Source organism: Kribbella sp. NPDC051936 (genome assembly GCF_040680955.1).
Lineage (GTDB): Bacteria > Actinomycetota > Actinomycetes > Propionibacteriales > Kribbellaceae > Kribbella.
Genome location: NZ_JBFAXS010000002.1, coordinates 348,545 through 373,635 on the forward strand (window position 1 = coordinate 348,545; position 25,091 = coordinate 373,635).

The 25,091-nt window shown below is 71.3% G+C and carries 21 protein-coding genes; 11 read left to right on the top strand and 10 right to left on the bottom strand.

The genetic code is table 11. The annotated features are described in order from the left end of the window. Positions 1 to 38 precede the first annotated feature (38 nt). Positions 39 to 5,555 carry a carboxyl transferase domain-containing protein gene (locus AB0L64_RS07265; protein WP_363708707.1) on the bottom strand — a complete coding sequence of 1,839 codons (5,517 nt, stop codon included), beginning with the start codon at positions 5,553 to 5,555 and terminating at the stop codon, positions 39 to 41. A 76-nt stretch (positions 5,556 to 5,631) separates the two neighbouring features. Further along, positions 5,632 to 6,531 (bottom strand): LLM class flavin-dependent oxidoreductase, encoded by a 900-nt coding sequence (locus tag AB0L64_RS07270; RefSeq protein WP_363708709.1) that lies wholly within the window; start codon positions 6,529 to 6,531, stop codon positions 5,632 to 5,634. Positions 6,532 to 6,593: 62 nt separating this feature from the next. Between AB0L64_RS07270 and AB0L64_RS07275 the strand changes: the two genes are divergently transcribed. Beyond that, the gene (locus tag AB0L64_RS07275) at positions 6,594 to 7,973 is read left to right on the top strand and encodes an FAD-binding oxidoreductase (RefSeq protein ID WP_363708711.1); all 1,380 of its coding nucleotides are present in this window, start codon (positions 6,594 to 6,596) and stop codon (positions 7,971 to 7,973) included. Here the strand turns inward: AB0L64_RS07275 and AB0L64_RS07280 are convergent. After that, positions 7,916 to 8,800, bottom strand: coding sequence for an NAD(P)-dependent oxidoreductase (locus tag AB0L64_RS07280; protein WP_363708713.1), 885 nt, complete (start codon positions 8,798 to 8,800; stop codon positions 7,916 to 7,918). The two genes, AB0L64_RS07275 and AB0L64_RS07280, sit on opposite strands and share 58 nt — an antisense overlap. A gap of 68 nt (positions 8,801 to 8,868) precedes the next feature. Between AB0L64_RS07280 and AB0L64_RS07285 the strand changes: the two genes are divergently transcribed. Beyond that, positions 8,869 to 10,008 (top strand): pyridoxal phosphate-dependent aminotransferase, encoded by a 1,140-nt coding sequence (locus AB0L64_RS07285; RefSeq protein ID WP_363708715.1) that lies wholly within the window; start codon positions 8,869 to 8,871, stop codon positions 10,006 to 10,008. Here AB0L64_RS07285 and AB0L64_RS07290 read toward each other — a convergent pair. Then, on the bottom strand, positions 9,989 to 10,693 hold the full coding sequence (locus AB0L64_RS07290) for a hypothetical protein (protein WP_363708717.1): 705 nt from the start codon (positions 10,691 to 10,693) through the stop codon (positions 9,989 to 9,991). The genes AB0L64_RS07285 and AB0L64_RS07290 overlap by 20 nt on opposite strands. A 41-nt stretch (positions 10,694 to 10,734) precedes the next feature. On the opposite strand from AB0L64_RS07290, the gene AB0L64_RS07295 reads away from it, so the two are divergent. Further along, positions 10,735 to 11,466 (top strand): alanyl-tRNA editing protein, encoded by a 732-nt coding sequence (locus AB0L64_RS07295; RefSeq protein ID WP_363708719.1) that lies wholly within the window; start codon positions 10,735 to 10,737, stop codon positions 11,464 to 11,466. 22 nt (positions 11,467 to 11,488) lie between these two features. On the opposite strand, the gene AB0L64_RS07300 is transcribed toward AB0L64_RS07295, so the two are convergent. After that, positions 11,489 to 11,860 (bottom strand): DUF5997 family protein, encoded by a 372-nt coding sequence (locus AB0L64_RS07300; protein WP_363708721.1) that lies wholly within the window; start codon positions 11,858 to 11,860, stop codon positions 11,489 to 11,491. A 33-nt stretch (positions 11,861 to 11,893) separates the two neighbouring features. Here AB0L64_RS07300 and AB0L64_RS07305 point away from each other — a divergent pair, with 33 nt between their 5' ends. Together AB0L64_RS07305 and AB0L64_RS07310 are read left to right on the top strand one after the other, a co-directional pair. Further along, positions 11,894 to 12,556, top strand: coding sequence for a LysR family substrate-binding domain-containing protein (locus AB0L64_RS07305; protein WP_363708723.1), 663 nt, complete (start codon positions 11,894 to 11,896; stop codon positions 12,554 to 12,556). Positions 12,557 to 12,588: 32 nt separating this feature from the next. Then, entirely contained in the window at positions 12,589 to 13,104 is a 516-nt protein-coding gene (locus AB0L64_RS07310) for a VOC family protein (protein WP_363708725.1), read from the top strand. Positions 13,105 to 13,182: 78 nt separating this feature from the next. Here the strand turns inward: AB0L64_RS07310 and AB0L64_RS07315 are convergent, their stop codons facing one another. Then, positions 13,183 to 15,135, bottom strand: coding sequence for a GMC family oxidoreductase (locus AB0L64_RS07315; protein WP_363708727.1), 1,953 nt, complete (start codon positions 15,133 to 15,135; stop codon positions 13,183 to 13,185). Positions 15,136 to 15,203: 68 nt separating this feature from the next. Here AB0L64_RS07315 and AB0L64_RS07320 point away from each other — a divergent pair, with 68 nt between their 5' ends. After that, the gene (locus AB0L64_RS07320) at positions 15,204 to 16,301 is read left to right on the top strand and encodes an aldo/keto reductase (RefSeq protein WP_363708729.1); all 1,098 of its coding nucleotides are present in this window, start codon (positions 15,204 to 15,206) and stop codon (positions 16,299 to 16,301) included. Here the strand turns inward: AB0L64_RS07320 and AB0L64_RS07325 are convergent. Continuing rightward, positions 16,288 to 16,872: a TetR/AcrR family transcriptional regulator gene (locus AB0L64_RS07325; protein WP_363708731.1), complete on the bottom strand. Its 585-nt coding sequence runs from the start codon at positions 16,870 to 16,872 to the stop codon at positions 16,288 to 16,290. The genes AB0L64_RS07320 and AB0L64_RS07325 overlap by 14 nt on opposite strands. 22 nt (positions 16,873 to 16,894) lie before the next feature. After that, positions 16,895 to 17,896, bottom strand: a complete 1,002-nt coding sequence (locus AB0L64_RS07330) for a hypothetical protein (RefSeq protein ID WP_363708733.1) — start codon at positions 17,894 to 17,896, stop codon at positions 16,895 to 16,897. A gap of 63 nt (positions 17,897 to 17,959) precedes the next feature. On the opposite strand from AB0L64_RS07330, the gene AB0L64_RS07335 reads away from it, so the two are divergent. Beyond that, positions 17,960 to 18,568: a helix-turn-helix domain-containing protein gene (locus AB0L64_RS07335; RefSeq protein WP_363708735.1), complete on the top strand. Its 609-nt coding sequence runs from the start codon at positions 17,960 to 17,962 to the stop codon at positions 18,566 to 18,568. On the opposite strand, the gene cpt is transcribed toward AB0L64_RS07335, so the two are convergent. Both cpt and AB0L64_RS07345 read right to left on the bottom strand, forming a co-directional pair. Then, positions 18,547 to 19,080, bottom strand: a complete 534-nt coding sequence (gene cpt / locus AB0L64_RS07340; protein ID WP_363708737.1) for a chloramphenicol phosphotransferase CPT — start codon at positions 19,078 to 19,080, stop codon at positions 18,547 to 18,549. The two genes, AB0L64_RS07335 and cpt, sit on opposite strands and share 22 nt — an antisense overlap. Then, entirely contained in the window at positions 19,077 to 20,327 is a 1,251-nt protein-coding gene (locus AB0L64_RS07345) for an MFS transporter (protein WP_363708739.1), read from the bottom strand. Before AB0L64_RS07345 ends, cpt begins: the two co-directional genes overlap by 4 nt. Before the next feature lie 71 nt (positions 20,328 to 20,398). Here AB0L64_RS07345 and AB0L64_RS07350 point away from each other — a divergent pair, with 71 nt between their 5' ends. The 4 genes from AB0L64_RS07350 to AB0L64_RS07365 are packed head-to-tail and all read left to right on the top strand — an operon-like array spanning position 20,399 to position 24,951. Beyond that, positions 20,399 to 22,348: a potassium transporter Kup gene (locus AB0L64_RS07350; RefSeq protein WP_363708742.1), complete on the top strand. Its 1,950-nt coding sequence runs from the start codon at positions 20,399 to 20,401 to the stop codon at positions 22,346 to 22,348. After that, complete coding sequence (locus AB0L64_RS07355) at positions 22,348 to 23,196, top strand: helix-turn-helix transcriptional regulator (protein WP_363708744.1); 849 nt, start codon at positions 22,348 to 22,350, stop codon at positions 23,194 to 23,196. Before AB0L64_RS07350 ends, AB0L64_RS07355 begins: the two co-directional genes overlap by 1 nt. After that, positions 23,177 to 24,400, top strand: coding sequence for an FAD-binding oxidoreductase (locus tag AB0L64_RS07360; RefSeq protein ID WP_363708746.1), 1,224 nt, complete (start codon positions 23,177 to 23,179; stop codon positions 24,398 to 24,400). The genes AB0L64_RS07355 and AB0L64_RS07360 overlap by 20 nt, the downstream gene beginning before the upstream one ends. Continuing rightward, a complete protein-coding gene (locus tag AB0L64_RS07365; RefSeq protein ID WP_363708747.1) occupies positions 24,397 to 24,951 on the top strand; it encodes a dihydrofolate reductase family protein in 555 nt (184 codons plus the stop codon). Before AB0L64_RS07360 ends, AB0L64_RS07365 begins: the two co-directional genes overlap by 4 nt. The last annotated feature ends 140 nt before the right edge of the window (positions 24,952 to 25,091 follow it).

Consider the following 25,091-nt stretch of genomic DNA (forward strand, 5'->3'; position numbering starts at 1 on the left):
CCCCTGCCGGTACGCACCCTTCCAGGCTAGACGAGTGATCAAGCTCCGGGTACCCCGGAATTGATTGCCTCGATCAACTTCGGCCGCAGTTCCCGGGCACTGATCACCGCGTCGACCGACCCGACATCGCGGGCCCGCTCGATGCTGTGCACCCGGTCGAACTCGGCCGCGACCTCGCCCAGTTTCTCCGCCCGGACGACGGTTCGCACGTCCGCGAGCTCCGTGGCCAGCGCCGCGCGCTCCGCTCCCGAGGCCTCGCCGACGCGCTCGGCCAGCGACGCCACCCGCGGATCCGCGGCGGTCCGCGCGTCGACCTCGGCCGCGAACACGACCGCCGCCGCCGGCGCGCCGCCGAGCACCGATGCGAACGAGCCCTCCACCGCGAGCACGGTCATCGACGGGTTCAGCGACTTCGAGAACACCACGAACGCGCCGCCGTGGTACCGCGACACCACGCAGAACACGATCGGCCCGCGGAAGTTCACCATCGCGCGCCCGATCTCGGCGCCGTACTCGAGTTGCAGGTTCCGCATCGAGTCCGGCGACCCGTCGAACCCGGACAGGTTCGCGAGCACCACCAGCGGCCGGTTCCCGCTGGCCGAGTTGATCGCCCGGGCGACCTTCTTCGACGACCGCGGGAACAGCGTGCCGGCGGTGTAGGTGTCCGGCCCGTCGGTGGGCGGGAACCCGCGCCGCGGCACCGACCGGGACTCGATCCCGACCAGGCACACCGGGAACCCGCCGAGCCGTGCGTCCTGCACGACCGCGGTGTCGGCGTCGGCCATCCCGGCCCAGCGCTCCAGCACCGGGTGGTCCTGGTCGGTGACGGCCCGCATCAGCGTCCGGATGTCGAACGCCTTCTTCCGGTCCGGGTTGGTCGCCGCCGAGAAGATCTCGCCGATCGTCTTGAAGTCGCTCCCGGCCACCTCGTGCGGGTACGGCGTGACGTCGCGATCCGCCGGGTCCGACGTCTCCGCCCGCCGCGGCCCGCGCTCCCCCGGCACGACGTACGTGTGGTCGTAGTACGTCATCAGCACGTCCCGGGCGCCCTTCAGGTCCGGCGCCCAGTACTGCGCCTGGCCGTTCGGGCCCATCACCCGGTCGTAGCCGCCGATGCCGAAGTTGTCCTCGGCCGAGACGCTGCCGGAGAAGTCCAGCGTTTGCTTGCCGGTCAGCACCATCGCGCTGTCCGGCGTCATCACCAGGATGCCCTTGGTGTGCATCAGCATCGTCGCCTCGGCGTTCCAGTACGGCTGCGCGCCGACGTTGATGCCTGCGACCACGACGTTGATCTCGCCGCCGGCCTGGGTGAACTCGACGATCCGCTTCAGCGCCTTGGCGACCCAGTCCATGTTCTCGGTGCCGGAGTCCATCGAGATCCGGGCGCCCGCGGACAGCGAGTACCACTCGACCGGGACCCGCATCCGCTCGGCCAGGTCGAGGGCCGCGATGATCCGCGAGCACTCGGCCTCGGCCACCGCGCCGAGCGCCTTGGTCGGGTCGCCGCTCATCGCGACCCGGGTGACGCCGTCCGGGTACCGGTCGGTCGGGGTGCTGACGATGCCGACGATGATGCCGGCCTTGTTCAGGCCCTTCGGCCGGTCCACCGGCACCAGGTTGCCGCTGTCGTCCAGATCGTGCTCGACGAACGAGCCGCCCTGGCCGGCGACCATGCCGCTGACCTCGTACGGGTAGATCGTGTTCCGCCGCCGGGAGCGCTGCACCTTCTGCGCGTAGTCGTCGAGCGGCAGCAGCCGGCCGGTCGGCGGCTCCTCGATCGACGTCACGACCCCGGCGCCGTGCTGGTAGTAGAACCGCGCCGCGACCGGGTTGACCGACCCGTCCGGCGCCGCGACGTCGCCCTGCACCAGGACCTCCTCGATCCCGGCGCCGGCGGTCATCGGGGCGATGTTGCGCTGCAGCGCGGTCACCTCGTCGACCTGGACGTTCACCACCGGCCAGATCTGCACCCAGACGTGGTTCATGTCGAGTTTCGCGCCGGCCGCGCCGCGCGCGGTCCGGGCCCGGCGGATCGCCTCCAGGCAGTTCGAGATTGCGCGCTCCGCATGCGGCAGCGACGTGACCTGGCCGTCCTCGTCCCGGGCGACCGCGAACTGGCGGACCTGCGCCAGCGCGACGAGCCTCCGGTCGGCCTCGTTGTCGCGGGCGACGCAGTAGTAGAGCAGCACGTCCTCCGGCGCGTCCAGCCGGGTGATCCGGAAGTCCCGCAGCCGCCAGAGGTTCAGGCGGCGGCCGACCATCGGGTGCACGCCGCGGACGTTGTCGTCCTCGGCCATCGACCCGCCGGCCGGCCGGTAGGTGAAGTACGAGACCGGTCGGCCCTGTCCCGGGGCGACCGCGACCGAGATCCGCCGGACCCGCTGGGCGATCGGCAGGTCGGCGACCATGCGGCGGTACAGGTCCGAGGCCTCCTGCTGCGACTCGGGCAGGTCCGGGCCGTACAGGTACAACTCGAGGACGGCCTCGTGGCCCGCCGTCCGGGCCTCGATCCGGTCGGTCAGCGCGCGCGACAGGCCGCTGTCCCGGTCGGCCAGTTCGGCGACCGTGCCGACCGTCGTGACCAGGTGGCTCGGGCGGTCGTCGATCGTGTAGTCGGCGGTCGCGAACGGCCGCCCGTCGACGGCGAACTCGCGCAGGTCGTGCAGTTCGTACTCGCGGTAGTGCCGCCGGACGAGGACCTCGAGCATCGGCTCCCGCTCGCCCCAGCCGTGCTCCAGCCGCTCGGCGAGGAACCGGACGATCGGCTCCGGGATCGCGGCCAGCGCATCGATCCGGCGCTGCCGGTCCGGCGAGTCCGGGTGCGCGGCCAGGTCGGCGACCTCGTCGCCCACGCCCGCGATGATCGAGGCCCGCTCGGCGTCGACCTGGGGCTGGTCGAACCAGCGGAACCGCACGCTCCGGGCCAGGTCCCCGACGACCGGGAAGCGCAGCTGCGTGGCCAGCACCAGCCGGTCGAGCAGCTCGTGCACGGCCTCGTCCAGCGGCGCGTCCGGCAGCGGCTCGGCGATCCACCGCTGCAGCACCGACGTCACCAGCAGGACGTCGGGAGTCGAGCGCTGCTGTGCCAGGAAGATCCGGAAGACCGCCTCCTCCAGCTCCGGGCTGCGCTCCAGCCCGGTCACGCCGTAGTGGCTCAGCACACGGGTCAGGCGGGCCTGGAACTCGGCCGGCAGCCCGCCGCGGTCCGGATCCAGGCTCTGCAGGTAGGTGTAGAAGTACTCGCGCGGGCTGTGCACCCGGTTCTCGAGGGTGGTGTCCGTGCCGGCCGGCCGGTTGCGGCTCAGCTCGGCGAAGTCCGCGAACACCGTCAGCAGCTCGATCTCGGCGCCCACCGGCGGCTCGGAGCGCTGGTGCGCGAGCTCCGACCGCGCGGACAGGTAGTCGGCCAGCATGCCGCCCTCGTCCTGCGGGTCGATGTCGAACCCGAGCAGCATGCTCCGCAGGTCGTCCAGCCCGCGCTCCACCCGCTCGGCCGCGGACTTCTCCCCGGTCCCGTTCGGCAGATCCAGCTGTACGCCGTTGTGCACCGGAGCGGCCTGCTCCACCGCCGCCTCGTCCGCCACCGGCTCCAGCCGCAGCAGCGGCGCACCGGTCTCCACCTGGCTACCGGTCGAGACCTGCAGTTCCTTCACGGTGGCCTTGAACGGCGCGTACAGCACCGTCTCCATCTTCATGCTCTCGAGCACCAGCACCGGTGCACCGGCCTCGACCTCGGCACCGGCCTGCACCGGCGTGGCCACGACGAGCGCCGGCGCGGGCGACCGCAGTACGCCGCCCTCGTCCCGGCTCACGCGGTGCGTGACACCGTCGACCTCGACCAGGTGCACCGGGCCGTGCGTCGCGGTCACCAGCCGGAACCGCTGCCCGCCGACGACCAGCCGGCCGCGGTAGTCGTCCAGCCGCTCCAGCTCGGCGTCCACCACCTTCAGGTGCTCGTTGCCGTTGCCGACGCCGACCCGGAACCGCTCCGGCCCGATCCGCGCGATCGTCACCCGGTAGCTCGCGCCGCGCAGCTTCAGGTCGATCGCGCGGCCGACCTCGTGCTGGACCTGCGGACGGCCGCCGTGCGCGGTCGCCAGCAGCCGGGTCCGCTCGACCTGCTCGGCGTCCTCGTACCCCTCGATCGCGGCCGCGACGAGCGCGACGCCGGAGTGCCGGTGCGAGACCAGGCGGCCCTCGCCGCGGACCCGGTCGATCCAGCCGGTGTCCGCACTGCCGTCGATCACCTCGGGCTGGTCGAGCAGCTCGAGGATGAAGCTCTTGTTGGTCGCGCCGCCCTCGATCAGCACGGTCGTCGCCTGCATCGCGCGCCGCAGCCGCGCCAGCGCCTCCTCGCGGGTCCGCCCGTACCCGATCACCTTCGCGATCATCGAGTCGAAATCGGCCGGGATGCTGTCCCCGGCGCTCACCCCGGTGTCGACCCGGATGCCCGGGCCGGCCGGCAGGTCCAGGACGACGATCCGGCCGGGCGACGGCGCGAAGTCGCGGTCCGGGTCCTCGGCGTTCAGCCGGGCCTCGACCGCGTGCCCGCTCTCCACCGGCCGGGCGCCTTCCAGCCGGCCGCCGGACGCGACGTGCAGCTGCGCCTTCACCAGGTCGAACCCGGTGGTCAGCTCGGTGATCGGGTGCTCGACCTGCAGCCGGGTGTTCACCTCGAGGAACGCGAACGACTTCTCGCCCGGGTGGTACAGGAACTCGACCGTCGCGGCCCCGCGGTACCCGACCGCGATCGCCAGCCGCTCCGCCGACGCCTTCAGGTCCTCGACCTGCGACGCGGACAGCAGCGGGGACGCGGACTCCTCGATCACCTTCTGGTTGCGGCGCTGCACCGAGCAGTCCCGGACGCCGAGCGCCCACGCCGTCCCCTCGCCGTCGGCGATCACCTGGACCTCGACGTGCCGGGCGCCGGTGACGAGGCGCTCCAGGAACACCACGCCGCTGCCGAAGGCGCGCGCGGCCTCCTCACTGGTCCGCGCGTACGCGTCGGACAGCTCGTCGGCGGAGCCGACCATCCGGATCCCGCGGCCACCGCCGCCGGCCGTTGCCTTCAGCATCAACGGGTAGCCGATCCGGTCCGCGGCCTCGAGCGCGACGTCGAGCGACTCGACCGCTCCGCGGCTCCACGGCGCGACCGGGACGCCGACCTCCTCGGCGATCAACTTCGAGCCGATCTTGTCGCCGAGCTTGCGCATCGCCGCGGCCGACGGGCCGATGAACGTGACGCCGATCCGGTCGCACAGCTCGGCGAACGCGGGGTCCTCGGCAACGAATCCCCAGCCGACCCAGGCGGCGTCCGCACCGGTCTCGCGCAGCGCGCGCTCCAGCACCCCCAGGTCGAGGTACGGGCGGGCCGACGCCGGGCCGAGCGGGTAGGTGATGTCCGCGGCCCGCACGAAGGTCGCGGTGCGCTCGCCGTCGGTGAACAAGGCCACGGTCTCGATCGGGTCACCGCCTTCGGCGTTGACTTCCCGGACCGCGTTGATCAGCCGCATCGCGGCCTCACCCCGGTTCACGATTGCGATACGCTTGAACATCGACCGCCTCCCTGTCGCACCCTGCCTTGTATTGCTGGGATCGCCAGCTCTGGCACAGGTTTTCAGCACATCACCGTTACCGTCGAGTCGGCCCCCTGTTCAGGCGTGTTTCGACCTCTGGTACCACGTCTCGCGCGAACCGGATCGTCTGCTCCAGCGGGTCGGCTTCCGGCCAGAACACGAACGCCCGGAACGGCTGCCGCGTGACCAGCTCGGTGACGAAGTCCGCCCACTGTCCCGGCGTCCCCCGCAACGGAGCGTCACCGTGCGTCGTGTCGGTGTCACCCGGCCCGTCGGTCACCGTGCCGACGATCTGCGCGATCCGCAGCACGTCGGCCGGATCGCGGCCCGCCGCCTTGGCCGCTTCGTCGATGATCGCGTTCGCGGGCGCCAGGTCCTGGTACGGCAGGTAGCTCGGGATCGGCGCCGCCCAGCCGTCGGCCAGCCGCCCCGTCAGCCGCAGCGACCGCGGGCCGATCGAGCCGATCCAGATGCCGATGTCGTGCGGCGGCGCCGGGACGGGGCGGGTGTTCACCGCGTAATACTTGCCCTCCGCAACCACTCGCTCGGCGCCGGACCACAGCCGCCGCAGCAGGCCGATCCCTTCCTCCAGGGCCTCGATCGCCGCGCCCGGCGTCCGGTCCGGACCGCCGAACCCCTTGATCGCGCGCGGGATGCCGCCGGCCCCGAGGCCGAGCTCGAACCGTCCACCGGACACCCGGTCGAGCGTCGCCGCGAGGTTCGCGAGCATCGTCGGCGGACGCAGCGGCAACGGCGTCACGTCGGGGAAGAACCGCAACCGCTCGGTGCGGCTCATCAGGTCCCCGATCACCGCCATCGCGTCGAGCTGCGCCGGAGCGTACGGGTGGTCCTGCACACCGACGTACGTCAGGCCGCCCTCCTCCGCGGCGGCCACGACCTCGCGGTGTTCGGCGAGGTCCGGGGTCGGTGTCACCTGTACTCCGAAATCAACCATGTCTCGAGCATGACCCCAGAGTGCGGAAAACTGCGCGGCAGGGCTCATGGGAGGGGACTGACGTGACGGATGCGTTGATCGAGCGGCTGCGGGGCGAGGTCGCGGGACCGGTGCTGGCGCCGGGTGACGAGGGGTACGCCGAGGAGCTGTCCGGGTTCAACCTGGCGGTGACGCACACGCCGGACGTCGTGGTCGGGCTGACGTCCGAGAACGACGCGGTCGCGGTCGTGCGGGCCGCGGCGGCGACCGGTACGCCGATCCGCGTGCTGGCGACCGGCCACGGCATCCCGAACCCGATCCGGGACGGCATCGTCGTGACGACCGGCCGGATGACCGGCGTGACCGTGGACGCCGAGGCGCAGGTCGCGCACATCGCCGCGGGCAGCCGCTGGGCCGAAGTGGTCGCGGCGGCCGCACCGCACGGGCTGGCGCCGATCACCGGCGCGTCCGACGCGGTCGGCTGCATCGGGTACACGCTCGGCGGCGGGCTCGGCCCGCTCGCCCGGACGTACGGCTTCTCGTCGGACTGGGCCCGCGGCTTCCGGGTCGTGACCGCGTCCGGCGAGGCGGTGACCGCGAACGCGACCGAGCACGCGGACCTGTTCTGGGCGCTGCGCGGCGGCAAGGGCGGGTTCGGCATCGTCACCGCGATGGACTTCGGGCTCGTCGAGCTCGGCACGCTCTACGGCGGCTCGGTGTTCTTCGACGCCGAGTACATCGCCCCCGCCCTGACCACCTGGGCCGAGTGGACCAAGACGCTGCCGGAGAGCGCCAACACGTCGGTCGTGATCCTGCGGCTGCCGCCGCTGGAGTTCATACCGGAGCCGTTGCGCGGCAAGACGGTGCTGAGCGTGCGGTTCGCGTACGTCGGCGCCGCGGCCGACGGGAAGGCGCTCTTCCAGCCGATCCGGGACGCCGGCACGACGCTGATCGACGCCGTCGGCGAGATGCCGGCGAGCGACATCGCGCTGATCCACAACGACCCGAAGGACCCGACGCCCGCCTGGGACCGCGGGCTGATGCTCGACGAGCTGGACGCCGAGTTCGTCACCGCGTTCCTGGAGGTGGCCGGCCCGGACCAGCAGCTCCCGCTGGTCGCGGTCGAGCTGCGGCACCTCGGCGGCGCCACCGAGCGCGACGTCCCGGAGGGCAGCGCGGTCGGCGGCCGCGGCGGTGCCGGCACGCTGACGATGATCGGCGTACCGGACCCGAACCTGTTCGAGAAGGTGCTGCCGGCAACGGTCGACGCGGTGCTCGGCCGGCTCGAGCCGTGGGTGTGCACGGAGACCACGGTGAACTTCGCCGGCGGCTTCGCGCTGCCCGGGTCGTACCAGGCGTCGTGGCCGGCCGACACGTTCGCGCGGCTGGCCGACGTCCGCGCGGCCTACGACCCGGACTCGCTCTTCCCGTTCGGGCCCCGCCAGGAGAACTCGGGTTCGTAGCCGAGCAGGCGGCGCGCCTTCTCGATCGAGAGCAGGGTGTCGTTCGGGCCGAACGGCCGCTTGACCGGGACGCCGGGGAACACCTCGGCGAGCAGCTCCTCGTTCGGCCGGGACATCACCGTGTCGGCGTTCGCGACGATGAACACGTCCGTCCCGGTCACGTCGTACTCGAGCGACTTCCGGACGGCCTGCGCGCCGTCACGGGCGTCGATGTACCCCCAGAGGTTCCACTTGCGCGCGTGCGCGTCCGCGTCGAACCCGGGGAACCGGGCGTAGTCCTCCGGGTACATCACGTTCGAGAAGCGCAGGCCGATCAGCTTCAGGTCCGGGTGCCACCGGCACAACTGCCGGGCCAGCTCCTCCTCGAGCGTCTTGACCAGCGAGTAGGTGCTGTTCGGCCGCGGCGGGTAGTCCTCGTCCACCGGCACGTACGGCGGGAACTCGTCGAACGGCAGCCCGAGCACGGTCTCGCTGGACGCCCAGACGATGTTCCGGACACCGGCCCGCAGCGCGGCGGAGAACACGTTGTACGTCACGGTCATGTTGTTGTGGAACGTCGCCGCGTTCGGCCGCAGCCCCGGCGCCGGGATCGCGGCGAGGTGCACCACCGCGTCGACGCCGTCGTGCCGGTCGTCGATACCGGCGATCGCCTCGTAGGTCTGGCCGAAATCGGTCAGGTCCACGCGTGTCGACGTCACATCGGCCCGGGCCGGTACAGCCTGGTCGAGAGCGACCACGTCCCAGCCGTGGTCCGCCAGGTGGTCGACGACGGCCTTGCCGAGCTTGCCGCTGCTTCCGGTGACCGCTACCCGCCTCGCCTCGTTCACGCCGAGATCATCGCACTAATGTGTGACATGCCACCGTGGAAGGACACATCGTGAAACTTGCTGGCCGGATGGATCGGTTGGGAACCGAGTCGGCGTTCGAGGTGCTCGCCAAGGCGAAGGCCCTGGAGGCCCGAGGACGCGAGATCGTGCACCTGGAGATCGGCGAACCCGACTTCGACACGCCGCCGCACGTGATCGCGGCCGCGCAACAGGCCCTCGACAAGGGGTTCACGCACTACGTCCCGGCGCCCGGCATCCCCGAGCTGCGGACCGCGGTCGCGGACTTCCTCGGCCGCGCGAACCGGCTGACCACGACTCCCGACCGGGTGCTGATCACCCCGGGCGCGAAGCCGATCATGTTCTTCACGATCCTGGCGCTCTGCGAGGAGGGCGACGAGGTCCTCTACCCGGACCCCGGCTTCCCGATGTACGCGTCGATCACGTCGTTCGCCGGTGCGAAGCCGGTGCCGGTGCCGCTGCGCGAGGAGAACGGGTTCGTCATCGATCCCGACGAGCTGCGGTCGCTGGTGACGGACCGGACCAAGCTGCTCATCCTGAACTCTCCGCACAACCCGTGCGGCAGCGCGTCGACGCCGGAGCAGCTGCAGGCGATCGCCGAGATCGCGATCGAGCACGACCTGGTCGTGCTCAGCGACGAGGTCTACTGGGCGCTGCGGTACGACGGGGAGCACCACAGCGTGCTCGACCTGGACGGCATGGCGTCGCGGACCGTCCTGCTCGACGGCTGGTCGAAGACGTTCGCGATGACCGGCTGGCGGCTGGGGTTCGGCGTGTTCCCCGAGCCGCTGGTCGAGCCGGTGACCCGGCTGATGATCAACTCGGTCTCGTGTACGTCGGCGTTCAGCCAGCACGCCGCGATCGCCGCCCTCGAAGGCCCCTGGGACGACGTCGACCGGATGCTCGAGGCGTTCCGCGAGCGGCGTGAGGTGATCGTGTCCGGGCTCAACGCCGTACCGGGCGTGTCGTGTCTGGAGCCGGGCGGAGCGTTCTACGCCTTCCCGAACATCACCGAGCTCGGCGTCTCCGCCGCCACCCTGGCCGACCGCCTGCTGGACGAGGCCGGCGTCGCCTGCCTGCCCGGCACGTCGTTCGGCACGTACGGCGAGGGCCACCTGCGCTTCTCGTACGCGAACTCGGTCGAGAACATCCGCCGCGCCCTCGACGCCTTCACGACTCTCGTGCGCTGACCGCCATCAGCCAGTCGGCGCCCACCACCCGGTAGCCGAGCCGGTACAGACCACGCAGGATGCCGGGCACATGCTTGGCGCCGTACACCACGGCCACCTCGAGCTCCTCGTCGCCGCGGTCCCGGACGACTTCGGCGACCGCCGCGACAGCACGGTCGTCGCGGCGGTCGAGCAGCAGGTCGAAGAAGCGGTCCCACTCCGCGCCGCGCAGCTCCTCCTGCCTGGTCGGCAGGTCGTCAACCTCGATGTCGGGTGTCAGCAACGCCCGCCGCCCGGCGAAGAACTGGCCGATCGTCACGACCGGGGTCGCTGCCCACAGCATCGCGCGGGTTTTCCAGGGCAGCTCGTCGAAGCCGTCCTGGAACTCCTCGCCGGACATGTCCGGGGCCACGAACGGCACGCCGAGGTCGTCGTACGGAATGTCGTCCTCGACCAGCCCGGACTCCGCATCGGCCGGCAACACCCGGTACGTCATGGTCATCCCGTCGACCGCCGACGACTGACCCTGGATGCCTTCGACGACGAGCAGGTCGCACCCGCGCAGCCGCGCCTCGACGTCGCGGAAGAACTGCGGCTCGGCCACGTGCAGCATCGGGAAGATCACGATCGCCGGTCCCCCGCCGCGCTTGGTCAGCCGCAGTACGGCGGACCGGGTGCCGATGATGCTGTTCTCGATGATCTGCATGTCCCCATCCCCCAACGGCCGTGTGGCACAGTGAGCTGATCATGACTGATCAGCACGGGCACACCCATCGGCTCGACCTCGACGACGCGTCCGTCCGGGAGTGGGACGCGACGGTGGTCGGCTCGGATCCCGAGCGCGGGATCGTGCTCGACCGGTCCGCGTTCTACCCGGGTGGCGGCGGGCAGCCGCCGGACCAGGGGGTGCTGCTGTGGGGCGGCGTCCGGACCCGGATCGTCGGGACCACCAAGGGTGACGACCTGTATCTCGTACCGCACGAGGACGACCCGGTCCCGCCGGCCGGGACCGCCGTCCGCGGGGCGCTCGACGACGAACGGCGTACCCAGCTGATGCGGACGCACTCCGGCCTGCACGTGCTGACCGGCGTGGTGTTCCGCGACTTCGGCGCCCTCGTCACCGGCGGGAACATGGAGCCGCTGTCGGCGCGGATGGACTTCGACCTGGCCGAGGTGCCGCCGGACTTCAAGGACCGGGTCGCCGAGGCGGTGAACGCGGAGATCCGCACCGACCGCCGGATCACGACCAGCTTCTTGCCGCGCGACGAGGCGTTCGCGATCCCGGACATCATCCGGACCGCGACCAACCTGCTCCCGCCCGACCTCGAGGTGGTCCGGATCGTCGACATCGCCGGCCTCGACACCCAGGCCGACGGCGGCACCCACGTCGCCTCGACCGCGCTGATCGGCCGCATGGAGGTCGTCAAGATGGAGAGCAAGGGCCGCGGCTTCCGGCGCCTCAGGGTGCGGATCGTCTGAGATCGTCCGAACTGGCCGACGGTCAGTCGGCGGGCTTCTGCTTCTGCTCGGCGGCCTGCCGGCGCACATCGGCCTGGACCGTGCGCTCGTGGTCGAGCCAGTCCGGGTTCTCGGTCTTGATCGCCTCGATCTGGGTGCTGGTGAGCGCCTCGGTGATGCCGGCCCGGGCCAGCCCGCTGATCGACACCCCGAGCTTCGCGGCCACCACCGGGCGCGGGTGCGGACCGTCGCGGCGCAGGTCGCGCAGCCACTCGGGCGGGTCCGCCTGCAGCGCGTTCAGTTCGTCGCGCGACACCACGCCGTCCTGGAACTCCGCCGGGGTGGCCGGCAGGTACACGCCGAGCTTCTTCGCCGCCGTGGCAGGCTTCATGGTCTGGGTCTTGCGCGCCGTCATGGCAGCAGCGTATCGGCAGGTAGCCTGACCACCGTGACCGGATTCCGGCTGGGCTACGTTCCCGGCGTGACGCCCGCGAAATGGGCCCGGATCTGGACCGAGCGACTCCCCCGCGTCCCGCTCGAGCTCGTCCAGGTCACCGCGGCGGACGCCCCCGGCGTCCTGCGCCGGACCGAGGTCGACGCCGCCCTGCTCCGGCTCCCGATCGACCGCACCGGGCTGCACGCGATCCCGCTGTACGTCGAGCAGACGGTCGTCGTGGTCCCCAAGGACCACCTGATCACCGCCGCCGACGAAGTCACGCTCGACGACCTCGCCGACGAGCTGATGCTGCACCCGCGCGACGACGTCCTCGACTGGGAACATCCGCCCGGCCGGTTGATCGACGACCGCCCGGCCCGGACCGCCGACGCGGTCGAGTTGGTTGCCATGGGCACCGGGCTGCTGGTCGTACCGCAGTCGCTGGCCCGCCTGCACCACCGTAAGGACCTGACCTACCGTCCGCTGGCCGGCGTGCCGGAGTCTCAGGTCGCGCTCAGCTGGCCCGAGGACGAGACCAGCGAACTCGTCGAGCACTTCATCGGCATCGTCCGCGGCCGGACCGCGAACAGCACCCGCGGCCCCGCCGTCGCGAAGAAACGGCCGGCCCGGACCCCGCCGCCGGCCCGCCCGAAGAAACCGCGCCGCCGCCGCTAGATTTCAGTTGAGCCTTCAACTATCATCGTCGTATGGCGATCTTCCGGTTGAACCATGCGGTCCTGTACGTGCGCGACGTCGCGGCGAGCGTCGCGTTCTACCGAGACGTTCTCGGCTTCGGTTACACCGAGACCGGTGACGCCATCCCCGGCGCGGCGTTCCTGCGCGCGCCCGGATCCACCAACGACCACGACCTGGGCCTGTTCCAGATCGGTTCGCAGGCCGGCCCCTCGGGCGCCGGGCGGACCACGGTGGGGCTGTACCACCTCGCCTGGGAGGTGGACACCCTCGGCGACCTGGAGGACCTGGCCGCCGCGCTCAGCGAGCACGGCGCCCTGGTCGGCGCGTCCGACCACGGCACCACGAAGTCGCTCTACGGCAAGGACCCCGACGGCCTCGAGTTCGAGATCGTCTGGATCATCCCCGCCGACCTGCTCACCGACGAGGACCGGGGCAGGACCGGCATCGCCCGGCTCAACCTCCCGGCCGAGATCGGCAAGTACGGCCGCGAGGCACGGAGCGGCGTCGGCATCTCCCGCGTCGGCTGACACTGACGACAGGAGGTGTGCCGCGATCCGCGCCGGTTCGCGGCGGACTCAGGCGGGCGACGGCATCTACGTAGACGACTACGTCCTGTCGTCACGGCACAGGTGGTCGGCGATGCGGAGAGCATTGGCGAGGACGGTGAGGACCGGGTTGACCCCGCCGTTGGTGACATGGACCGAGGCGTCGGCGATCCAGACGTTGTCGTGGCCCCAGACCTTGCCGTACGGGTCGGTGACCGAGCGTGCGGCGTCGTCGCCCATCCGGCAGGTGCCGGCCTGATGCTGGCCGGTGCTCGCCCCGCCCAGCGTCCCGAGCTTGCCGACCGCCGTCCGGACCGCGCCCGCTTCCTCGAGCCAGGCCTTCGCCTTGGCGCTCATGAAGCCGTGCGCACGGACGTCCTCCGGGTGGATCGACCCGCTGGTCACCACCACGGGGTTGCCGAGACGGTCCACGACGGCCGGATCGACGCGGACGCGTGAGTCCGCCGATGTGACTTCCTGGATCGGGCCCACCACCCGGAGCATCCGCCGCACCTGGTGACGCATCGCGTCCACGCTCTCCGCGCCGGCCGGCGGGATCAGCCCGGCACCGGTCAGGTAGTCGTACGTCGCCGCGGGCGTCGGCACGAACTCGTTCGCGAGCATGCCGCCGCCGACGATCCCGTCGTTGCCGTGCCGGAAGTCGCAGGTCGCGATCGACACTCCTGGCCCGACGAGATCGGCGACCTCGTCCGCGAACAGTCCGACCGCACTGGCGTACACATGCGCCTGCAGGTGCCGGCCGACCTGGTCCTGGTTGTTGCCGATCCCGTCCGGCTCGCCGTCGTGCGCGCTGTTCAGCAACAGCCGCGGTGTCTCGGACGCTCCGGCGGCGACCACCACCTCCTCGCACGAGACGGTACGCCGCCAGCTCCCGTCGCCCGCAGCCAGCGCGACGCCGACGACCCGGCCGGTCGAGTCGGCCACGAGACGCTCGGCGGTGGTCTCGGTGACGAGCGTGCAGTTCCCGGTCGCGAGCGCCGCGGGCAGTGCGGTGTTGTGCGTCCCACCCTTCGCCTCCACCGGGCAGGCGAACCCGACGCACAGGCCGCACCGCACACACCCCGAGCGTCCCTGGTAGTCGACCGAGTTGATGAGCAGCGGTACGTCGAGCGTGCCCCACCCCAGGCGGTCCGCCGCAGCGGCCAGCGCCGAGGCCGGTCCGGTCCGCGGCAGCGGCGGCATCGGCAACGGGATCGACCGCGGCCCGTGCCACGGATCGGTCCCACCGCCGCTGACCCCGAAGCGCTGCTCCGCCAGCGAGTAGTAGGGCTCGAGGTCGTCGTACGAGATCGGCCAGTCGGCCAGCGCGCTCCCGTCCGGTACGCCGTACGTCGTGGCCATCCGGAAGTCCCGCGGCACGAAGCGCCACGCCTGCGCGCCGTACACGCGGGTGCCGCCGCCGACCGTGAACGCGTTGTTCCCCCAGCCGCCGTCGGGCGGGAGCACCTCGCTCCGTACGCCGTCCACCAGGGACACCCGCGGACGCCCTGCCGGATCCGGGTCCGTCAGCGCCGGAAGGCCGGCCACCGACCGCGGATTGCGGAGGTGGTCGCGGGCCAACGACTCCGTCGACGGATAGCTGCCCAGCTCGACGACCAGCACCGACCGCCCCGACTCGGCCAGCACCTGAGCCGCCGCGCCGCCGCCTGCGCCGGATCCGATCACCACGCAGTCGTACCGCTCCGCTACCTGCTCCCGCGAAGTCACGCGCAACTCAGTCTGCACCGGCTCGAGCTCGTCGCTCCGCCAGCCGACCATCGCCCAGGCCGCCGGATCCGCGTAGAACCCCTGCGCGATCAACCGCACCAGCCAGGCCCGGTCCGCGTCCGTCGCGTTCGAGAGCCCGCGCTCCACGCGACCGAGCCAGTCCGGCCGATCCCGCGTCAGCACCTGCTCGACGAAGCCGACCGCCGCCCGCTGCCAGCCCTGCCCCGGCACCACGGACTCCGCCAGCCGCTCCAACCCGACCCGTTGCTCTTCAGACAAGCGCACCCGCAGATCCTTTCACGGGTCGAGGTTCTGTACTTGCCGGTCCATTTTTTGCGAGCAACGCTGTGGGCATGGCACTTGACGACTATTACCTGCTGGGGCGATCGGGGCTGCGGGTCAGCCGGCTCGCCCTGGGCACGATGAACTTCGGGCAGTCCGGTTTCCACGCGCCGTACGGCAGGACCGAGGACGAGGCGCGGGCGATCTTCCGGGCCTATGTCGATGCCGGCGGCAACTTCATCGACACCGCCGACTTCTACACCGCGGGTGAGAGCGAACGGATCCTCGGCCGGCTGATCGCCGAAGCGGGCGTCCGGGAGCGGATGGTGCTCACCACGAAGGCGACCAACAGTGTCGACGCCGGCGACCCGAACGCGGGCGGCAACAGCCGCAAGCATCTGATCCGCGCCCTCGACGAGTCCCTGCGCCGGCTCGGCACCGACTATGTCGACCTGTTCCTGCTGCACACCTGGGACCGCATCACGCCGGTCGACGAGGTGCTGCGGACCCTCGACGACCTCACCCGCGCCGGCAAGATCCGGTACGCCGGGCTGTCCGACGTACCGGCCTGGTACGCCGCTCGCGCGCAGACCCTCGCCGACGCGCACTCGCTGACGCCGATGGTCAGCCTGCAGCTGCCGTACTCGCTGGCGGAGCGGACGATCGAGACCGAGCACGTCGGCATGGCGCAGCAGCTCGGTCTCGGGATCACGGCGTGGAGCCCGCTGGCGGGCGGCTTCCTGACCGGCAAGTACCGGCGTGACGACACCCACGGCGTGACCGGCGACGGCCGGCTGACCGGGGACGGCGCACCGGAGCGCACGTGGACGGAGCAGCACTGGGACCTGCTCGCGACGGTCCGGCACGTTGCGGACAAGCTCGGCGTGACACCGGCGCAGGTTGCGGTCAACTGGGCCGCGACCCAGCCCGGGATCGCGTCCGCGATCGTCGGCGCGAGCCGCCCCGAGCAGCTCGAGTCCAGTATCGCGGCGCTCGGTTTCGAGCTGCCGGCCGAGCTCCGGGCCGCCCTCGACGAGGCCGGCGCCGTCCCGCCCGACTCGGTCTACCGGATGTTCACGCCGCAGTACCAGGGCTGGCTGGTGAACCCGGGAGCGAAGGTGGCCGACAAGCCGGCCGGATACCAGCCGCCGGTGCTCAACTGGCGCTGAGATAGTCCAGGCACAGGTCGAGCGCGTACTCCAGGTGCGTCGACGAGCCGGACGACATCAGGATCGCGACGCCGCCCTGGATCGCGGCGATGAGTGCGCCGGCCGCGCGGGCGGGATCCACATCGGCACGGATCTCGCCCGTGGCCTGCATCTCCCCGATGCCGAGCTCGAGCCGGTGCTGCCATTGCGCGAGCAGCTGACCCGTCACCGCCTGGGCAGCCGGGGTGTGCCGTCCGATCTCAGTGATCAGTACGCCGAGCGGGCAGTGCACGCCCTGCCGGCGGTACTTCTCGACGACGGCGTCCCGCCAGTCGTGCCACGCGTCCCAGGTGGTGAGCTTCCCCAGGTGCGGCTCCTGGTCCTCGAGCACCTGCTGGGCCTCGCGCTCGGCGACGGCGAGCAGCAACTGCTCCTTGCCCTCGGGGAAGTAGTGGAACAGCTGGCTCTTCCCGGTCCGGCTGCGCCGGCCGATGTCGTCCAGCTTCACCGCAGTGATGCCACGCTCCCGGATCTCCGCCGCGGCCGCCGTCACGATCCGCTCGCGCGTCGCCACGCCCTTCGCTGTCAGCACAGCGTCAAATGTACCTGCGGGTTCATTCGTTCAGCGCGGCCAGCTTCGCGAACACCGGCTTCGGCTCCCAGTGCCCGTCGTCGTCGACCGCGACCAGCCCGTACGACGAGAGGTCGAGATCGTGCTCCGGGTCGTCCGGACGGTGCGGCAGCGCGAAGCCCGCGAAGCTGAACCAGAACGCCGCCGCCAGCTCGATCCGGTCGAACTCCTCGACGAGCTCGATCAGGTACTCCACTTGCTCCTCCTCGTCCCGCTCGTACGCGCCGTTGATGACCGGCGGGTTGACCTCGCGGTTCACGATCATCCAGCCGGTCCCGCCGCGGTCGGCGGCGCCGCGGTAGGCGCAGCAACCGAACTCGGTCGCGACGACCGGCTTGCCCCACTTCGTCCGCGCCGCCAACTCCTCGGCGAAGGTCGCCGCGTTGGCGGCGTCCCGGTACGCGTCGACGGCGACGATGTCGAACAGGTCCCAGTTCACCTCTTCCCACAGCCCCGCGGCGTACGTGATCCGGCCGCCGAAGACACTCCGCGCCGCAGACGCCAACTGCTGCTGCACCTCGCCCCAGCGCGCGAGTCCCGCCTGCAACTGCGTGAGCTTCGCGGGATCGGCCCAGGTCGCCGGATCGGCCATCAACGCCAGCCGCTCCCCCGACGTCTCGCCGGGCACAAAACCCTTGCAGAACACGGAAAGCTCGCATCCCAGCACGAGCACCACCTCTCCCCGGCCCGACTGGCGCAGCGCCTCCGCGCGCCGGCCGCAGTCGGTCAGGAAGGCGACGAACTCGTCCGGCTCCAGGTCCATCGGCACCGGCGAGAACCACAGCTCCAGACCCGCCGCCAGCGCGGCCTCGCCGGCTGTCCCGAGCCGGTCCGGATCGTTGCCCGACACCCGGACCGCGGGTGCGTGCAGCTGGTCGGCGATCACCGTCAGGTCGCGGCGCACCTCGTCGGCGTCGAAGCGCTCGCGGGTACTGCGGCCGTCGTACCGCAGGCCGGTGTCGTAGTTCACCCCGATCGAAAGCATGACCAGCACGGTAGCAAGTAAAGTCATACTCAGTACATTTTTTTATCCGGTATGGTGAGCGCCATGGAGGGGCGCCGGGAGCGGAAGAAAGCGGAGGTCCGGGCCCGGATCTCGGAGATCGCGACCGCGCTGTTCCTCGAGCGCGGGTTCGACGCGGTGTCGGTCTCGGAGGTCGCCGAGGCGGCCGACGTCGCGCGGCCGACGGTGTTCGCGCACTTCGCGCGCAAGGAAGACCTGCTGTTCGACCGCTACCCCGAGGCCGAGGCGCTGGTCGTGGCCGCGGTCGCGGATCGTCCGGCCGGGACGTCAGCGGTGCAGGCACTGTCCGGTCTGCTCGTCACGCTCGCCGACGAAGGGCATCCGCTATCGGCGATGCGCGGGCACTTCCGCCGCTTCTGGGAGGTCGTCGCCGAGTCCAGGGCGCTGCAGTCCCGCGCCCGCGAGCTCCTCGACCAGCTAGAGCAGGCGATCGCCGCCGCGATGGCGCACACCGCCGTACCGGAGCCGCGGCTGACCGCCGCGCTCGCAGTCGCTGCGTATCGCACCGTGCATCTGGAGGCGGTACGCCGGATCCTCGCCGGCGAGGACGCCACGGCTGTCGCGGTCGACCACCGTGCGCAGACCCTGCACGCCCTCGCCGTCGTCGACGGTCACCTGGCAGCCGTCAGGTAGGCGGCGATCGCGCGGGCGCAGTCGACGGACTCCGCATGCGAACTGTCCACCTCGACGTCGTACGTCACGCCCTCGTGGACGACGTACGCCTGCTGCGCGGCCATGCCGCGGGTGCGGTCGCCGCGGGCCAGTTCGCGCCCCGCGGCGACCTCGGGGTCGCAGTGGACGCCGACGAACAGCGTCTCGACGTCACCGGCCGCGGCCCGCCAGCGCTGCTGCGAGCCGGCGCCGCCGAGGAAGACGTCGTCGACGATCACCCGGCCGCCGGCGCGGCACATCGCCACGATCCCGGTGGTCCAGGCCGCGTCCAGCTCGCGGAACGCGGGCCCGACCGAGACCTCGCCGTCCGGCCCGAACTCGATGCCGCCGTCCATCACCGCGGGCAGCGCGTCCACGAAGTCGTCCACGCTGAACCCGAGCCAGGGCTCCGGCAGCACCGCCTGCAGACACCGCACGATCCCGGTCTTCCCGGAGCTGGAGCCGCCGTTGATGATGATCAGTCGAGCCGTCACCCGCGCAAGGCTAGGGCCTGACCGGCCGTCGCCTCGACAGGTTTCCGGCGCCGCGCGAGCCCGAGCAGCGGCAGCGCCAGGGTCTGGATGCCCGCCGTCACCAGGTACGCCGGCCCGTAGCCCCAGGCGTCCGCGGACCGGCCGAGCACCGGCTGGATCACGACGCCGCCGGCCGAACCGAGCAGGCTGTCGAACGACAGCACGGTCGCCCGTTGCGCCGACGGGATGTGGCTGTTCAGGTACGCCTGCCGCACCGGCGACATCGCCGCGAACAACGTGCCCCACAGCATCAGCAGCACGAGTGCGACGCCGAACGACGTCACCACCCCGATCACCGCGATCACCACCCCGGACGCGGTGATCGCCCCGATCAGGATCCCGATCCGGTCCCGGAACACGCGGGCGACGGACGCCGCGGACGCACCGCCGGCGATCTGCGCCGCGGCGACGATCCCGGCCGACAGACCCGCGATCGCGTACGAGCCGGTGTGTCCGTACAACTGCAGCAGGTACGGCTGTGCGGCGTAGAAGCCGTAGACGGTGGCCCCCGCCGTGAACGGCCCGGCCAGCATCACCCAGCGCACCCGCCGGTCGAGCAGACCGTGCCGCAACGATGCCCGGACGATCCCGGCCATCTCGCTCCGCACGGAGCCGCGGGCCTTCGGGGTGAAGCCGACGTCGCGCATCGACCGCGCGGCCACCACGAAGGTGACCAGCAGCAAGGCGGCTCGCACGACGTACGGCGTGCCCAGGTTCGTGAGTTGCGCCAGCACCCCGCCGCCGATCGTGCCGGCCATCATCGCGATCCCGTTCACCACCTGCCCCTTCGCGAACGCCGCGTCCAGCGACCCCGTGTATCCGGTCGCGTGCAGCCCGTCGACGAGCCACGCCTCGGTCGCGCCGCTGAAGAACGTGAACCCGAGACCGAGCAGCATCGACACGATCGCCCACCACACGAACGGCGCGTGCGCACGCCACAGCAGCAGGTACAGCAGCGTGGTCGCGATCAGCGTGGCGGTGCCGAGCAGGTACGACGTACGCCGCCCGACCGTGTCCGCGACCACGCCGGTCGGCACCTCGAACAGCACCATGCCCGCAGTGAAGAACGCGTTCGCGGCGAACGTCTGCCCGATCGCCAGTCCGGCGTCGAGCAGGAACAACGTGTTGATGCCCCAGATCATCGACGACGCGCCCGTCGACACCGCGACCAGCGTGAGGTAGGTCCGTAGTACCCGTTCGGCTGTCATATCCGCTACGTCGGAGCCGGGACCGGCGGTTCGACACGCCGTACCTCCGGGGGCGGGTATCGTCCGGGGACGTGACGGACCAGAAGGCGGAGACGGCGGAGGCGCCGCAGCCTCATCACAACGCCCACGACACGGCCAAGCTCGCGGTGATCGTCGGCGCGCTCGGCGTCGTGTTCGGTGACATCGGAACCAGTCCGATCTACACCCTGCAGACGGTCTTCAACCCCGAGGACCCGCACCCGGTGCCGCTCAGTGACCACAACGTGTACGGCGTGGTGTCGCTGATCTTCTGGTCGGTGATGATCATCGTCACCGTCACGTACATCCTGCTCACGATGCGGGCGGACAACAACGGCGAGGGCGGCGTGGTGGCGCTGATCACGCTGCTCCGCAAGTGGATCCGGACACACCCGGGCCGGAAGGCCTCCGCGGTGCTGGCCACGGTGGGGCTGTTCGGCGCGTCGCTGTTCTTCGGCGACGGCATGATCACGCCGGCGATCTCGGTGCTGTCCGCGGTCGAGGGACTCAAGACGGTGGAGCCGTCGCTGGGCGAGTACGTGATCCCGATCACCGCGGTCATCATCATCGGGCTGTTCATGGTCCAGCGCCGCGGCACCGAGCAGATCGGCCGGGCGTTCGGCCCGGTGATGATCGTGTGGTTCGCCGTGATCGGCGCGGCCGGGATCGGCGGCATCCTCGAGCACGGCGCGATCCTCAAGGCGCTCTCCCCGACGTACGCGATCGGCTTCCTGACCGGGCATTTCCACATCGCCTTCTTCGCGCTGGCGGCGGTCGTGCTGTCGATCACCGGCGCCGAGGCGCTGTACGCCGACATGGGGCACTTCGGCCGGAAGGCGATCAGCCGCGGCTGGCTGTTCCTGGTGCTGCCGGCCCTGACACTCAGCTATTTCGGCCAGGGTGCGCTGATCCTGAAGAACCACGAGAACATCACCAGCCCGTTCTTCCTGCTGGTCCCGGGCTGGGGCCGGCTGCCGCTGGTGCTGCTCGCGACCGCGGCGACCGTGATCGCGTCGCAGGCCGTCATCACCGGGGCCTACTCGGTGATGGCCCAGGCCGCCCAGCTCGGGTACCTGCCCCGGCTCCGGGTGACGCACACGTCGGCGACGACGATCGGCCAGATCTACGTACCGTTCGTGAACTGGCTGCTGTTCGTGTCGGTGCTGACGCTGATCTTCGCGTTCCGTAGTTCGGCCGCGCTGGCGTACGCGTACGGCATGACCGTGACCGGGACGATCACGATCACCACGCTGCTGTTCTTCTACGTCGCGCACTACCGCTGGAACGTGCCGCGCTGGCTGATCCTGGCCGGCGCCGTACCGCTGCTCCTGATCGACGGTCTGTTCATCGCGGCCAACCTGACGAAGCTGCTGCACGGCGCGTGGCTCCCGCTGCTGATCGCGCTCACCGCGTTCACGGTGATGACGACCTGGCAGCGCGGCCGTGAGGTCGTCACGCGCGAGCGGGAGCGAGCCGAGGGCCCGCTGCAGGAGTTCATCGACGAGCTGAGCTCCGGCAAGCTGCCGGTCCGGACGGTCCCCGGTACGGCGATCTTCCTCAACCGCGGCGGCGTCAGCGCACCGCTCGCGCTGCGGGCGAACGTCGAGCACAACCAGGTCCGGCACGAGCACGTCGTGATCGTCGCGATCGAGACCGAGCCGGTCCCTCGGGTCCCGGACGACCAGCGGGTGACCGTGAACGACCTCGGGTACGGCGACGACGGGATCACCCACGTCACGATCAAGTTCGGGTACATGGAGTCGCCCGACGTACCGACTGCCCTCGCGCGGCTCGATCCGGCCGCCTCCGAAGGCCCGCTCGATCTCGGCAAGGCGTCGTACTTCCTGTCGAAGATCGAGCTCCGGCGGGGCAAGGAGCCGACGATGGCGGGATGGCGCAAGCAGTTGTTCCTGGCCACCTCGCACATCACCGCGGACGCGGCCGAGCACTTCGGGCTGCCGCGGGACCGGACCGTGATCATCGGCTCGCACATCGAGCTCTGATGGACCAGACGTACGACGAGAGCGCGCCGGTGCCCGCACTGGCCGGCCTCGTCCGTACGGTCTGGATCCAGCGCACCGGCGCGCAGCCCTATCCGCAACGGGACCTGCCGACCGGCGGCGTCGAGCTGCACTGCCCGGTCGGCGGCGTACCGCGGCTGATCGGGCCGCTGACCCGGGCGCACCTGCAGGTGATCCCGCCGCGGACGACGATCGTCGGCGTGCGGTTCATGCCGGGCGCGGGCACGCCGCTGCTCGGCGTACCGGCGGACGAGCTGGTCGACTGCGCCGTCGACCTGTGGGGCCCGGCGGCGGACGCGATCGGCGCGGCGGTCGCGGACGCGCCGAGCCCGCAGGCGGCGCTGCTCGGCGTGCAGCAGTACCTCACCGGGCAGGAGCTGCGCCCGGATCCGGTCGTGGCGGAGCTGGTACGGCGACTCATGCCGTGGGAGCGGACCGGGATCGCGTCGCTGGCCGACGAGCTGGCGTTGTCGGAGAGCCAGCTGCGGCGGCGGTGTCTGACGGCGACCGGAGTCGGGCCGAAGGCGTTGCAGCGGACGCTGCGGTTCCAGGGGTATCTCGCACTGGCACAGGCCGGGTTCGGCAGCGGGCTCTCGGACCTCGCCGCCGAGACCGGGTACGCAGACCATGCGCATCTGACCCGCGAGTGCGTCCGGCTGACCGGCGTGACGCCGCGCGAGCTGCTCGGCGACAAGGCCGATCGCTGCGACTGCGGTCACGACCACTCCGCGTCGTACCGGCCGTTCCTCGCCGGGTGGTACGACCGTTTCGTTCAAGCGCGGCGTGGCGGTCCGCTCCTAGCGTCGGTTCATGGACCTGATCGCTCCTGACCACGAGCTGTACGACGCGCTGCGGCGCCCGGCGATGCCGCAGTACGAGAACATCCGCCCGCAGGTGATCGCCCGCTGCGCTTGCGTCGACGACGTCGTCGAGGCGCTCGGCTACGCACGCTCGCACGGTCTGCCGGTGGCTCCCCGCGGTGGCGGCCACTGCTTCGCCGGTCGCTCGTCGACGACGGGCTTGATGATCGAGCTCTCGGCGCTGTCGGCGATCTCGGTGGAGGCCGGGCTCGCGACCATCGGGGCGGGTGCTCGGCTCGCGGATGTCTACCGGGGGCTGCACGAGTACGGGCTGACGATTCCGGCGGGGTGCGGGCCGACGGTCGGGATCGTGGGGCTGACGTCGGGCGGCGGGCTCGGGTTGCTCGGTCGGCGGTACGGGCTGACGTGCGACCGGCTCGTCGCCGCGACCGTCGTCCTCGCGGACGGCGACGTGGTGACGTGCGACGCGGAGCGGGAGGCCGACCTGTTCTGGGCGCTGCGCGGGGCGGGCGGTGGTCAGTTCGGCGTCGTCACCTCGCTGGTGTTCGCCGCCGTACCGTCGCCGGCCGCGACGCGGTTCCGGCTGACCTGGCCTCGCGACCGGGCGCCCGACGTGATCGCTGCGTGGCAGGAATGGGCGCCGGACGCGCCGGACGAGCTGACCGCGAGCCTGCAGGTGACCGCTGACGAGGTGCGGGTCTTCGGCGCCACCCTCACGACCTTCGACGTCGGTCCGCTCGGCGACGCTTCCGAGGTCGACGTCCGCAGCGATCTCAGCTGGCCCGCGCTGAAGGCGTCGCTCTCGGAGGGTGATCCGGACGACCGGGTCGTGCACAGCAAGTCCGAGTTCTTCCGTTCCGCGCTGCCGCCGGAGGCCGTCGGCCGGCTTCTCGGCACCGGCTGCGAGCTGAACTTCACGCCGATGGGCGGCGCCTACAACCGCGTCCCGGTCGACGCCACCGCGTTCGCCCACCGCACCGAACGTTTCCTGCTCGAACATGTCGGGCCGGATCGGACCGCCGTACGCCGGTCCTGGTCCATCGCGCACGCCTACGGCTCGGGGCATGTCTATCCCAACTTCCCCGATCCCGATCTGACCGACTGGGCCGCCTCCTACCACGGCGCGAACCATGCTCGGCTCGAGAAGGTGAAGGCCGCCTACGACCCTGGCGACGTGTTCCACTTCCCCCAATCGCTTGGAGGTGGCAGATGATCCGGCTGTACATGAGCATGTCGGTCGACGGGTTCGTGGTCGGGCCCGGCGACAGCACCGAGGAGCCGATGGGGCGCGGCGGGTTCCGCCTGTTCAACTGGCTCGACGACCGCGACTCCGACGGGCCGAGCGGACAGGTCTATCGCGAATGCCTGGCCACGGGCGCGCTGATCGCGGGCCGTCGCACGTACGAGCACGCCGGACGCTGGAACGGCGACCACCACGACGGCGTACCGATGTTCATCCTCACCCACCACGCCGACGACGATCCGCCGGGAAGTGCCGTCTACATGACCGACGTCGCCGAGTGCGCCGCCCGGGCGAAGGCGGCCGCGGGCGACCGCGACGTGATGGTCCACGGCGCCGGCGCGGCTCAGTCCCTGCTCCGCGCCGGCCTCCTCGACGAAATCGAACTCCACGTCGTCAACGTCCTTCTCGGCCAGGGCCGCCGCCTGTTCGACAACCTCCCCGCCGAATACATCGAACTCGAACCACTCCGCCAGCTCCCCGCCCGCGACGTCACCCACCTGCGCTACCGCGTCCTGAAGTAGCGCCCGCAGTCTGCACTGCAGGTGGGAAGAATGTTCGGGCCGGAGCCTTGACAGCCAGATCGCCAACGGCGTCGTCCATCGCCGCGCCCTGTACGCCGCGATCCTCAACTGGGCCTCCGACGCCACACCGTCCGTCGGCA